This is a genomic window from Microbacterium sp. bgisy203 (genome assembly GCF_057706945.1).
Genome location: NZ_JBYIPF010000006.1, coordinates 120,826 through 132,714, shown reverse-complemented (window position 1 = coordinate 132,714; position 11,889 = coordinate 120,826). Strand labels below are relative to the sequence as shown.

Sequence of the window (11,889 nt, the reverse complement as noted above, 5' to 3'; positions counted from 1 at the left end):
GGAGGCGATGGGTCAACATGAGACTTAGCGCGGGGTCTCGTAGAGATATCTCAAGCGGGTACACGCGTGGGTAAAGACGAACGCAGATGAAGGGAGGCGAGTGGAGCCGGGAACGAGGTCGAACCGCGGGATTATGCGGTCACGGCATTGAAGCGATGGCGACTGCGCTCGCGATACATGGGTTCAAATCCCACCGTCACCGCCAGAAAACCCCCGCTGAGCGGGGGTTTTTCTTTGCCCTGAAACGGTTGACATTCGTCCATAGTAGACAAAACGCAACTAAACGAGGTATAGTTGATGTCGATCAACCTTTGAGCAAGGATCAGGACCTCACTTTGACCGCTGTCGCCACGTCTCATCACGCCTCACACACGCCTCCCACGCGATCCGCGCGCGAGGTCTTCACCGCCATCTCGGGCCTCATCGTCGGCATGTTCGTCGCCGTGCTCTCGGGCACGGTCGTCTCGACCTCGATGCCCGTCATCATCGCCGACCTCGGCGGCACCCAGTCGCAGTACACCTGGGTGATCACCGCGAGCCTCCTCGCCACCGCCGTCTCGACACCCATCTGGGGCAAGCTCGCAGACCTGGTCGACCGCAAGGTCCTCATCCAGCTCTCGCTCATCCTCTTCACCGTCGGCACGGTGATCGCCGGCTTCTCGACCGACACCAATATGCTCATCGCCGTCCGGGTCATCCAGGGCATCGGCGTCGGCGGCCTCATGTCTCTGGTCATGATCGCCGTCGCCCTCATCATCTCGCCGCGCGAGCGCGGCAAGTACATGGGCGTCGTCGGCGGCATCATGGCGCTGGGAACGATCGGCGGCCCGCTCCTCGGTGGTGTCATCACCGACTGGTGGGGCTGGCGCGCCAACTTCTTCGTGGGCGTCCCGTTCGCCGTCGTCGCCCTCGTGCTTCTGCAGTTCACGCTGCACCTGCCCAAGCCGCAGCGCGCCAAGGTGTCGATCGACTACTTCGGCATCGTCCTTCTCGCCGTCGGCGTCTCCACGCTCCTCATCTGGGTCTCGATGGGCGGCAGCCAGTTCGAGTGGAACTCGAGCACCAGCTGGATCCTCGGCATCATCGCGGTCGTCGGCATCCTCGCGTTCATCGTCGTGGAGTTCTTCGTCCCCGAGCCGATCGTTCCGATGTCGCTGTTCCGTAACCGCACCTTCACGCTCTCGGTCATCGCCTCCATCGCGATCGGCGTCTCGATGTTCGCGACCTCGGTGTTCCTGGCGCAGTACTTCCAGCTCGCGCGTGGGGCGACACCGACGCAGTCGGGCCTCATGACGATCCCGATGATCATCGGTCAGATGGGCGCGTCGATCGTGATCGGTCAGCTCGTGAGCCGCTTCGGCAAGTGGAAGGGCTGGATGGTCACGGGGTCGATCCTCACCCTCGTCGGCGTCACCCTCATGTCCACGCTGCGCTACGACACCCCCTTCACGCTCGTGGCGATCTACATGTTCGTGCTCGGCGCGGGTCTCGGCATGGTCATGCAGAACCTCACCCTGATCGTGCAGAACGACACTCCGCCCACTCAGCTGGGCGCGGCATCGTCGAACGTCAACTTCTTCCGCACGATCGCCGGCACCATCGGCGTGACGGTGATGGGGTCGATGCTCGCCACCAAGGTCACCGACTACATGACGGATGCCTTGGCCGGCTTCGTTCCGACGAGCCAGGCGGAGCTCGATGCGCTGAAGAAACTGGGCTCGGGCGATGTGCCGAAGGTGTCGGCGCTGCCCGACACGATCCGCACGGTCGTCGAATCCGCGTACGGGCACGGCATCGCCGACGTCTTCGTCATCGCCATCCCGCTCGCCGTGCTCGCGATCATCGCGATCGCCTTCCTGAAGAACAAGCCGCTGTCGACCAAGACCGCCGCCGAGCAACTGCGCGACCAGGCCGAGGAGTCGGCGATCGGCGTTGCCGAGGCCGAAGTAGGCGCGTCGACCGCGACCGGAGCTGTCCTGCTGCAGGCAGACGACGTGCCGGATGCCGGGACGGACCAGGAATCCGAGCGCACCGTCGCCGATGCGGCGGATCTCGCGGGGGAGCGCCGAGGCTGACATGCGCACGGTGACCGGGGTACTGGCAGAGGACGCGGCGAGAGTCGACGACGCGGACGACGCGCTGGCGGAGTTCCAATGGCGGCTGAGCATGATGTTCAGCCGCGCCCGGATGCTGTGGAAGGAGTCGGCGTCGCGCATCCACCCCGACCTGCAGCCCGCCGGCTACAAGCTGCTCGCGTTCGTCGCCCGCACCGGGACCGCCAACGCCCACCAGCTGGCCGAGGCCTTCGAGATGGACAAGTCGGTGGTCAGCCGGCAGGTGCGCGCCCTCGAGGACCTCGGCCTCGTCGTCTCGCGCCCCGACGAGGTGGACGGGCGCCTGCGCGTGCTCGCGGCGACGCCCGCCGCGCACGAGGCTCTGCAGTCGTTGCGAGCCGATCATGCCGCGCGCCTGCGCGCCATCCTCGCCGGCCTCAGCCCCGACGAGCTTGCCGCGGCGAGCAAGGTGGTGCGCTGCCTCTCGGATCTCTGACTGGCACGCACGTACACTGACGATCATGACCGCGACCGCCGCCCAGCCGTCCCACCCGGGCGACGCGGCGGCGCCGGACGGGGCCCGCGAGGCCGCCGTCGCCCGCGTCGAGCAGGAGCTCGGCGCGGTGTTCGGCCGCATCCGGGCGAGTTGGCGAGACGCCGCGGCGCGGGTGCACCCCGAGCTGCAGCCTCTCGGCTACCAGGTCCTCGCGGCGATCGCGAGCGGCAAGGCGACATCGGCGAGTGCGATCGTCGAACGCCTGCAGACCGACAAGTCGGCGGTCAGCCGCCATGTGCGCCAGCTCGAAGAGCTCGGGCTCGTCGAGAGCCGTCTCGACCCGGACGACCGCCGTGCGCGCGTGCTGGCGATCACCGACCTTGCGCGCGAGCGTCTGAGCCAGGCGCGCGAGCATTACCAAACCCGGATGGGCGAGCGCCTCAGCGCATGGACGGTCGATGACCTCACCCGCGTCTCCGACGTGCTGCGCGACCTGGCCCGTTGACCGCGTCCGGACCTCGCTGCGCGCCTGGATCTCGCTGCGCGTCCGGCGCGAGCGCAGGCCGAGGGGATGGCCTCGGTAGGCTGAGCGGGTGAAAGAGCCGACGGGCGGGTTCGGCGCGGGTGTCGCGACGCTCGTGCACGGGTTCGGGTACTGGCGCCGCCGCCCGCGGACGATGTCGCTCGGACTCATCCCCGCGGCGATCGCCTCGGTGCTGCTCTTCGCGGCGCTCGTCGCTCTCGGGGTGTCGCTTCCGGCGCTCGCCGACCTCGTCACCCCGTTCGCCGACGGGTGGCCGAGCCTGTGGGCAGGCATCCTGCGCGTCGCGGTCGGCACGGCGATGCTCGGCGCGGCGATCGTGCTCGCCGCCGTCTCGTTCACGGCGCTCACCCTCGTCATCGGCGACCCGTTCTACGAGCGGATCTGGCGCGCCGTCGAAGGTGACCTCGGCACACCCGACATCGAGGACACGACCGGATTCTGGCGCGCCGCGCGCGACGGCCTCGCGCTGTTCCTCCGCGGTATCGTGTGCGCGATCATCGCGGCGCTGTGCGGCCTCGTCCCCGTCGTCGGGGGCCTCATCGGCTTCGTCGTCGCCGTCGGGATGTCGGGGTGGCTGCTCGCCGACGAGCTGACGACGCGCGGCCTCGCGGCCCGCGGCATCCTCGCGCCGGAGCGGCGTGCGCTGCGGCGCCGCCACCGCGCTCGCGTCCTCGGCTTCGGCGTCGCGACGCAGCTGTGCTTCCTCGTGCCGCTCGGCGCCGTCGTCACGATGCCCGCCGCCGTCGCGGGGGCGACCGCTCTCGCGCGCGAGCTCCTCGCCGGCGCACCCACCGCCGTGTCGGAGCCCGCAGCGTCCGCCGACCGCCGCTGAGCCGACGGCCGGTGCTGGCCGTCGCCGCCCGCGCACGGCCTCTCCGACGGATCCCCGCCGGCGACCCGTCCCGCGCCGCCACCGCCGCGTCACCTCGCTCTGTGACAATCGCCGTGTGGACGAGGACTTCGAGAACCTGCGCGCGGCGGCCAACGCCGCGCTGCGCGCGCACGACCTGGCGGCTCTGTCGGTGCTGCTCGCGGCGACCGAGCCGCCCGACATCGCGCGGCTGCTGGAGCAGGAGCCCCACGCCGCCGACCGCGCCGTGCTCTACCGGCTGCTCCACCGCGACACGGCGCTCGAGGTCTTCGAGCTGCTCGAGAACGCCCAGCGCGCCGAGTTGATCGAGGGGCTCCGCGCGGAGGACACGACGCGCGTGTTCGAGGATCTCGACCCCGATGACCGCGCCCAGCTGGTCGACGAGCTCCCCGCGACCGTCGCGCAGCATCTCATGCGCGGCCTGTCGGCGGGCGAGCGCGAGCTCACCCTCCCGCTCCTCGGGTACCCCAAGCGCAGCATCGGGCGCTTCATGAGCCCCGAGTACGTCGCGCTCCGCCCGCGCCTCACCCTCGGCGACGCCCTCGCGCACGTCCAGCACCGCGGTAAGGACGCCGAGACGATCTACATGCTCCCGGTGACCGACGACGAGCGGCGGGTGCAGGGTGTGATCGGTTTGCGCGAGCTCGTGATGGATGCCTCCGACCGCACCGTCGGCGAGGTCATGGTCGAGGCCCGCACCGTCCGGGCGACCGACGACGCCGAGTACGCTGCCCGCCGCGTCGTCGACGCGCAGCTGCTCGCCGCGCCCGTCGTCGACGGAGACGATCGCCTCGTCGGCATCCTCACGATCGACGACGCATCGCGCATCCTCGAGGACGCCGATGATGAGGATGCCGCCCGGCAGGGCGCCGCGGAGCCGCTCACCCGCCCCTACCTCACCGTCCCCGTCTTCGGGATCGTACGTTCGCGCGTCGTGTGGCTTCTGGTCCTGGCCGTCTCGGCCCTGCTGACGGTGCAGGTGCTCGGAGTCTTCGAGGACCAGCTCGCCGAGGTCGTGACCCTCGCCCTCTTCATCCCGCTTCTCACCGGTACGGCGGGCAACACCGGCGCGCAGGCGGCGACGACCGTCACGCGCGCTCTCGCCCTCGGCGAGGTCGGCGCCCGCGACGTGCTCTCCGTCGCGTGGCGGGAGGTGCGTGTGGGCCTCGTCCTCGGCGCACTCCTCGGCACGCTCGGTTTCGTGCTCGCCTCGCTCGTCTTCGATGCGCGCTTCGGCGCGGTGATCGGGCTCACCCTCGTCGCCGTCTGCACGCTCGCCGCCACCGTCGGCGGGGCGATGCCGATGCTCGCGCGCGCCGTGCACGCCGACCCGGCCGTCTTCTCGACGCCGTTCATCTCGACGTTCTGCGACGCGACGAGCCTCGTCATCTACTTCCTCATCGCGACCTGGCTGCTCGGACTGCGGTGAGGCCCGGGGATAGGCTCGTGCCATGGATCCCGCCGGGTGGACGTTCCTGATCCTCGCGCTCGCGGTCGTCGCGTTCATCAGCGGACGCGTGCCGCTCGCGGTGGTCTCGATCGGGGTGGCGCTGGCCCTGTGGGCGACGGGGGTGCTCACCCTCACCGAGGCGATGTCGGGGTTCGGTGACCCGACCGTCCTGTTCATCGCGAGTCTTTTCGTCGTCAGCGAGGCGCTGGATGCGACGGGGGTGACCGCGTGGCTCGGGCAGCAGGTCGTGACCCGCGCCGGCACCGGACGCGTGCGCCTCACGATCGTCATCGGCGCGATGGTCGCCCTGCTGTCGGGGTTCATCTCGATCAACGGCGCGGTGGCCGCGCTCCTGCCGGTCGTGGTCGTCGTCGCCGTGCGTGCGGGGCTCGTGCCCTCGAAGCTGCTCATCCCGCTGGCGTTCGCGGCGAGCGCAGGCTCGCTCCTCACCCTCACCGGCACACCCGTCAACATCGTCGTCTCCGAGGCCGCAGCGGCGGCGGGAGGTCGCGAGTTCGGCTACTTCGAGTTCGCGCTCGTCGGCATCCCGCTCGTCGTCCTGACGATCCTCGTCGTCACCCTCGGCGGCGACAGGCTGCTGCCCGCCCGGGTGCCCGAGCACTTCTCCGAGGCACCCGACCCCAGCGCGCACGCGCGGACGCTCCGCAAGAGCTACGACGTCGACCTGACCACCGACGCAATCTTCACCGCGAACGACGGCGTGGCCGAGGTGCTCATCGCCCCGCGTTCGCGTCTGATCGGCCGCACGGTCAGCGCCGGCATGACGACAGCCGACGAGAATCTCGTCATCCTCGCGCTCCGGCGCGGTGACGACGGCGGCCCCAACGCGTCGCGCGGCATCGGGGTGACCGGGTCCCTGACCCTCCAGGCCGGCGATGCCGTGCTCGTCCAGGGACCGTGGGCGGCGCTGACCCGCTACACCGCCTCGCCCGACGTCATCGCCGTCACGCCGCCGCAGTCGCTCAAGCGCGGCGTGCCGCTCGGTCGCGGCGCCAAGCGCGCCCTCGGCATCCTCACCGTCATGATCGTGCTCCTCGCGACGGGTCTCGTGCCCCCCGCCGTCGCCGGCCTGCTCGCCGCGGGAGCGATGGTGCTGTCGGGAGTCCTGACGATCCCCCAGACGTACCGGGCGATCTCCTGGACGACCGTGATCCTCATCGCCGGCATGGTGCCGCTGTCGGCGGCGTTCATCTCGACGGGAGCTGCGGGCCGCGTCGCCGACGCGGTCCTCGCCGTCATCGGATCCACCTCGCCGCAGCTCGCCCTGCTGGTGCTGTGCGTTCTGACGATGGTGCTCGGGCAGTTCATCTCGAACGTCGCGACGGTGCTGATCGTGACGCCGATCGCCGTCGCGATCTCGCAGAGCCTCGACCTCAGCATCCTGCCGTTCATGATGGCGCTGACGGTCGCGGGTGCGGCGTCATTCCTCACCCCCGTCGCGACGCCCGCGAACCTCATGGTGCTCCAGCCCGGCGGATACCGGTTCGGCGACTACTGGAAGCTGGGCGTGCCGCTCATGCTCGTCTACCTCGCCGTCGCGGTGGTCTACGTGCCGCTGATCTGGCCGTTCTGAACCGGCCGTGCGGGCTGCGTGCTGCGGGGCGCGGCGCGCGGCGGGCGCGCCCAGGTGCCGCGATTGGTCGTCACGGGTCGGGGATGGCGACCGATGCCGGCACCTCGATGGCCGGACGGGGCGTGACCGGGGGCCAGGGCGGGCGGCGCGGCCCGGCGCGTCAGTCGGCGAGGCCCCAGAGCTGCAGCGGATGGGTAAGGCGCCACCAGGCATCCGGCCCCGGAATGTCGGCCGTGAGGTGCACGCCCGTCGTCGCCGAGCCGAGCGGGCCCTTCGTCGCGACGGTGCCGACGGCGTCGTTCGCGGCGCGCGCGTCGCCGAGGCTGAGATCCGAGGTCACCGCCGCGCTCGCGCCGTTCCAGAGAAGCAGCGACACGTCGGCATCCGTCGCCATCTGCACCGTCACGCCCCACGCCGTCGACACGGTGCCCGCGGGGGTTCCGGCGGGAAGTACGCGGGGCTGGGATGCCTCGGCCAGCACGTCGGTGAGCAGACGCGCCGTCTCGCCGTCGCGGGCCTCGTCGGTTGACTGGCCGAGCGCGACCGCGTAGGCGCGGAGCGTCGTGTCGCCCGCCGCCTGCTCCTTCGCGGCGAGCAGGTTGAAGGTGCCGCGGAGGCTTCCGGTCTTGATGCCGACGACCGCCGGGTCGCTCAGCAGGTCGTTGGTGTTCGTGACCTCGCCGGCGCCGGGCAGGGTGACCGACGGCGTCCGCACGATCTCGGCGATCACGGGGTCGGCGAGGGCGAGGCGGGCGAGGGTGATGAGCGAGGACGGATCGGCGGTGTTCCCGCGGTCGATGCCGGTCGGGTCGACGATCGTGATGCCCGGCAGGTTGTGCTGATCGAGCCACGTCCGCGCGGCGCGGGCGAAGACCGCGTCGGTCGGCCAGATGGTGCTCGCGAGGCGGTCGGTGTAGTTGCCGGCGGAGCCGATGAGGATGCCTTGCAGCATCTGGTACTGCGTGAGCGATCCGCCGACCGGCACGTTCAGCGCCGACTCGTCGTCCGCGAGGTAGGCGTAATAGGTCTGGCGGTCGCGGGCCGTGAAGGCGAACTCGGGTCCGCTCTCGCCGGGTGCGAGCGGCATCTGCTCGAGGATCATGAGCGACGTCACGATCTTCGTGATGCTCGCCATCGACGAAGGGTCGGCGGTCGAGGCGGCGACGGAATCGAACCCGGCAATGCCCACAGCGGCCGACCCCTCGGCCGGCCACGCCACGGCGGATGCCGGGGCGGCGATGTCCGCGATCGCCGTCTCGGTCACGGTCGGAGTGACGGCGTACAGCGGCCACAGGAGCGTTGACGCGGCGTACGCGCCGGCGAGTCCGAGCGCGGCGAGCACCGGCGCCACCGTGCCGGCGCGGACCGGTGAGCGGCGCGGACGCCGGGCGAGCAGGTCGGGTGCGGCGACCGCGTAGGGGTGCGTCGACGCGGTCAGGTCGGCGGGAGCGTAACGCGGCGTCACCTCGTCGTCGCTGAGCCAGGCGAGCGCGACACCTGCGTGCGCCGAGGCCGCCGCGTCGTCGTCGGCGAGACCGGGCGCGGCGAGATCGGAGCCGTCGCCCGCGGCATCCTGCGCATCGCTGCTCGTCGTGGCGTCGTCGCCCGTGACGATGTCTGCACCGCCCGCGTGCGCCGCTTCTCGGCGCGCGCGCCGCGAGGAGGGGCGGGCGTCTTCCATGGTCACCCGCTCAAACTACCCGCTCGCCGCTATACTCGACGTCACCACCCACGGGAGTCCGGTGAGCCGGGCTGAGAGGAAGCGATCCACGCTTCGACCGTCGAACCTGATCCGGATCATGCCGGCGCAGGGAGGAGATAAATATGCACGCGTCCGCGTCCCCATCCACCATCACCGCGTCGGGCTCGACCGGGTCCTCCGGATCCGGCTCCGGCCGCTTCCGCTGGCGCGTCGTCGACATCGTCGTCGCCAGCGTCATCGGCGTCGCGTCCGGCCTGATCTTCCTGCTGTGGAACATCGGCTACCTCGGCCCGAAGGCGATCCTCGAGCCGCTGCTGCCGGGGCTGCAGGGCCTTCTCGACGGGCCGTGGCTGTTCGCCGGCGTCCTCGGCGCGCTCGTCATCCGCAAGCCCGGCGCCGCGATCTACACCGAGACGCTCGCCGCGGTCGTCTCTGCTCTCGTCGGCAACCAGTGGGGCGGGTTCCTCACGATCGAAGCCGGCCTGGTCCAGGGGCTCGGCGCCGAGATCGTGTTCCTGATCTTCCTCTACCGAGTCTGGAACCTGCCGGTCGCGATCCTCGCCGGCGCCGGAGCGGGTCTGGCCGGAGCGATCAACAACCTCATCCTCTGGTACGCCGGCGCCGACGCGACCTTCACGATCGTCTACCTCCTCAGCGCCGTCGTCTCCGGCGCGCTGATCGCCGGCGCCCTCTCGTGGTTCCTCGCGCGCGGCCTCGCCGCGACCGGGGCCCTCGACCGCTTCGCGTCGGGTCGCGAACGCACGGAACGGGTCTGAGGAGCGCGTGTCCGCGCCCTCCGCGGCGCACGGCGCCCGCATCAAGGCCCGGGACTGGGGCTGGCGGCACGCCTCGCGCCGCGCCTGGGCGCTGCGCGGCATCGACCTCGAGATCGAGCCGGGAGAGCGCGTGCTCCTGCTCGGCGCGTCCGGTGCCGGCAAGTCGACCCTGCTGCACGGCATCGCGGGCGTGCTCGGCGGCGACGAAGAGGGTGAGGACGAGGGGACGCTCCTCGTCGGCGGGGAGTCCCCGGCATCCGCGCGCGGTCGTGTCGGTCTCGTCCTGCAGGATCCCGACTCGCAGGTGATCCTCGCGCGCGTCGGCGACGACGTCGCGTTCGGTTGCGAGAACCTCGGCGTGCCCCGGGAGGAGATCTGGCCGAGAGTGCGCGCGGCACTGGATGCCGTCGGTCTCGACGTCCCGCTGGATCGGCCGACCAAGGCGCTCTCCGGAGGGCAGAAGCAGCGCCTCGCGCTCGCCGGTGCCCTCGCGATGCGGCCCGGTGTGCTGCTCCTCGACGAACCGACTGCGAACCTCGACCCGGCGGGTGTCGCCGAGGTGCAGGCGGCGGTCGCGCGCGCGGTGGACGCGTCGGGGGCGACCCTCGTGGTCGTCGAGCACCGCGTCGATGTGTGGCTTCCGCTCGTCGACCGCGTCGTCGTGATCGGGGCGGGCGGGGTCGTGGCGGACGGGCGGCCGGACGTCGTCCTCGGCGCCCACGCGAGCGGTCTCGCCGCCGACGGCGTGTGGGTTCCCGGCATTCCTCCGGCACCGCCGCCACCTCCCGCGGCGAAACCGGGGCAGGCGCTCCTGCGTACGTACGCGCTCGCGGTGGCGAGGGTGCGCGATCAACCCGTCGCGACAGGGATCGATCTCGAGGTCCGGGCGGGCGAGGTGCTCGCGATCACGGGACCGAACGGTGCCGGCAAATCGACGCTCGGACTCACTCTCGCGGGACTGCTGCCGCCGGCCGGCGGGGAGGTCGTCGCGACGGAGCCGCTCGCCGGGGATGCCGGGCCGGCGCCGATCTCCTGGCGGTCGACGCAACTGCTCACCCGGATCGGGACGGTCTTCCAGGAGCCCGAGCACCAGCTGCTCACCCGCACGGTGCGCGACGAACTGCTCGTGGGGCCCCGCGCGCTCGGGTTGGATGCGGCCGAGGCCGACCGGCGCGTCGACGAGCTGCTGGAGCGTCTGCGCCTCACCCCGCTCGCGCGTGCCAACCCCTACACGCTCTCGGGCGGCGAGAAGCGCCGGCTCACGGTGGCCGCAGCGCTCGCGACCGCCCCGCGGGTGCTCGTCCTCGACGAGCCGACGTTCGGTCAGGACGCCCGCACCTGGGGTGAACTCGTCGGCATGCTCGCGCGGCTGCGCGACGAAGGCCGCGCGCTCGTCCTGATCACGCACGACGAGGCGGTCGTCGACGCCCTCCACGCGCGCAGGTTCGTGCTCGACGGCGTCGACGCCGCTCCCCGCGCACCGGAGGGCGACCGGCGATGACGCTGCTCGACGCGCACGCGCGCACCGGAGCGGTCGCACGGATCAACCCCGTCGCGAAGCTCTTGGCATCCGCACTCATCGCGATTCCGCTGATCCTCACGCTCGACATCGTCTCGGCGGCCGTCGCGCTGGCCCTCGAGAGCGTGCTGTTGCTCTTCTCGGGGCTCACGTGGCGGGAGTTCTGGGTGCGAACCTGGCCCGTCTGGCTCGCGGCACCCCTCACAGCGCTCACGATCCTGCTGTATGGCGAGGCATCCGGCGAGGTCTACCTCGAGTGGTTCGTCATCCGGATCAGCGACGGATCGATCGTGCTCGCCGTCGCGACGTTCTTCCGCGTGCTCGCGGTGGCGCTGCCGTCGGTCGTCCTGTTCGTGACGGTCGACCCCACCGACCTCGCCGACGGGCTCGCGCAGGTCTTGCACCTGCCGGCCCGTTTCGTGCTCGGGGCTCTTGCGGGCTTGCGCATGATCGGGCTGTTCCTCGACGACTGGCGGGCACTCGAGCTCGCCCGCCGCGCCCGCGGCGTCGCCGACCGGGGCCGCATCCGGCGCTTCGTCGGGATGGCGTTCGCTCTCCTCGTGCTGTCGATCCGCCGCGGGTCGAAGCTCGCGACGGCGATGGAGGCGCGCGGGTTCGGCGCCCCCGTCCGGCGCACGTGGGCAAGGGAATCGACGTTCGGCACGCGGGAGTGGGCGCTCGTGGGCATTGGCGCCGCGATCTCGGCGATCGCCATCGCCGCCGCGATCGCCGCCGGGACCTGGAACTTCATCCTCGGCCCGAGCTGACGCGCGCCCCGCGTGGCCCCCCGCACGGCTCGCGAATCACCACCGAATGCGCGAATCACCGGGCGTTCTGCGCGAATCGGCTGGTGATTGGGGAATCAAGCGGTGATTCGCGAGCC

General features: G+C 71.3%; 10 protein-coding genes and 1 riboswitch. Of the genes, 9 read left to right on the top strand and 1 reads right to left on the bottom strand.

The window, feature by feature from the left end; genetic code table 11:
* The first annotated feature begins 311 nt into the window (after positions 1–311).
* The 6 genes from AC3ENQ_RS10945 to AC3ENQ_RS10920 all read left to right on the top strand — a co-directional run bounded on the left by AC3ENQ_RS10945 (position 312) and on the right by AC3ENQ_RS10920 (position 7,009).
* Entirely contained in the window at positions 312–2,075 is a 1,764-nt protein-coding gene (locus AC3ENQ_RS10945; RefSeq protein ID WP_431804505.1) for an MFS transporter, read from the top strand.
* A gap of 1 nt (position 2,076) precedes the next feature.
* Positions 2,077–2,550: a MarR family winged helix-turn-helix transcriptional regulator gene (locus AC3ENQ_RS10940; RefSeq protein WP_431804503.1), complete on the top strand. Its 474-nt coding sequence runs from the start codon at positions 2,077–2,079 to the stop codon at positions 2,548–2,550.
* Positions 2,551–2,575: 25 nt separating this feature from the next.
* Positions 2,576–3,055, top strand: a complete 480-nt coding sequence (locus tag AC3ENQ_RS10935; protein ID WP_431804501.1) for a MarR family winged helix-turn-helix transcriptional regulator — start codon at positions 2,576–2,578, stop codon at positions 3,053–3,055.
* Positions 3,056–3,143: 88 nt separating this feature from the next.
* Positions 3,144–3,926 (top strand): EI24 domain-containing protein, encoded by a 783-nt coding sequence (locus tag AC3ENQ_RS10930; protein WP_431804500.1) that lies wholly within the window; start codon positions 3,144–3,146, stop codon positions 3,924–3,926.
* 115 nt (positions 3,927–4,041) lie between these two features.
* Positions 4,042–5,394: a magnesium transporter gene (gene mgtE, locus AC3ENQ_RS10925; protein ID WP_431804498.1), complete on the top strand. Its 1,353-nt coding sequence runs from the start codon at positions 4,042–4,044 to the stop codon at positions 5,392–5,394.
* Positions 5,395–5,416: 22 nt separating this feature from the next.
* The gene (locus AC3ENQ_RS10920; RefSeq protein WP_431804496.1) at positions 5,417–7,009 is read left to right on the top strand and encodes an SLC13 family permease; all 1,593 of its coding nucleotides are present in this window, start codon (positions 5,417–5,419) and stop codon (positions 7,007–7,009) included.
* Between the two features lie 160 nt (positions 7,010–7,169).
* Here the strand turns inward: AC3ENQ_RS10920 and AC3ENQ_RS10915 are convergent, their stop codons facing one another.
* Positions 7,170–8,690 (bottom strand): D-alanyl-D-alanine carboxypeptidase family protein, encoded by a 1,521-nt coding sequence (locus AC3ENQ_RS10915; RefSeq protein WP_431804517.1) that lies wholly within the window; start codon positions 8,688–8,690, stop codon positions 7,170–7,172.
* A gap of 40 nt (positions 8,691–8,730) precedes the next feature.
* Positions 8,731–8,840: riboswitch (TPP riboswitch) on the top strand.
* Here AC3ENQ_RS10915 and AC3ENQ_RS10910 point away from each other — a divergent pair.
* The 3 genes from AC3ENQ_RS10910 (at position 8,834) to AC3ENQ_RS10900 (ending at position 11,773) form a co-directional block, all read left to right on the top strand.
* Positions 8,834–9,487 carry an ECF transporter S component gene (locus tag AC3ENQ_RS10910; protein WP_431804494.1) on the top strand — a complete coding sequence of 218 codons (654 nt, stop codon included), beginning with the start codon at positions 8,834–8,836 and terminating at the stop codon, positions 9,485–9,487. (Overlaps the previous riboswitch by 7 nt.)
* A gap of 7 nt (positions 9,488–9,494) precedes the next feature.
* On the top strand, positions 9,495–10,988 hold the full coding sequence (locus AC3ENQ_RS10905; RefSeq protein ID WP_431804492.1) for an ABC transporter ATP-binding protein: 1,494 nt from the start codon (positions 9,495–9,497) through the stop codon (positions 10,986–10,988).
* A complete protein-coding gene (locus AC3ENQ_RS10900; protein WP_431804490.1) occupies positions 10,985–11,773 on the top strand; it encodes an energy-coupling factor transporter transmembrane component T family protein in 789 nt (262 codons plus the stop codon). Before AC3ENQ_RS10905 ends, AC3ENQ_RS10900 begins: the two co-directional genes overlap by 4 nt.
* Positions 11,774–11,889: the final 116 nt, after the last annotated feature.

Coding starts and splice junctions, on each gene's coding strand:
- AC3ENQ_RS10915 (WP_431804517.1), bottom strand. CDS start 8,690: ATGGAAGACGCCCGCCCCTCCTCGCGGCGCGCGCGCCGAGAAGCGGCG.
- AC3ENQ_RS10910 (WP_431804494.1), top strand. CDS start 8,834: ATGCACGCGTCCGCGTCCCCATCCACCATCACCGCGTCGGGCTCGACC.
- AC3ENQ_RS10900 (WP_431804490.1), top strand. CDS start 10,985: ATGACGCTGCTCGACGCGCACGCGCGCACCGGAGCGGTCGCACGGATC.
- AC3ENQ_RS10940 (WP_431804503.1), top strand. CDS start 2,077: ATGCGCACGGTGACCGGGGTACTGGCAGAGGACGCGGCGAGAGTCGAC.
- AC3ENQ_RS10935 (WP_431804501.1), top strand. CDS start 2,576: ATGACCGCGACCGCCGCCCAGCCGTCCCACCCGGGCGACGCGGCGGCG.
- AC3ENQ_RS10920 (WP_431804496.1), top strand. CDS start 5,417: ATGGATCCCGCCGGGTGGACGTTCCTGATCCTCGCGCTCGCGGTCGTC.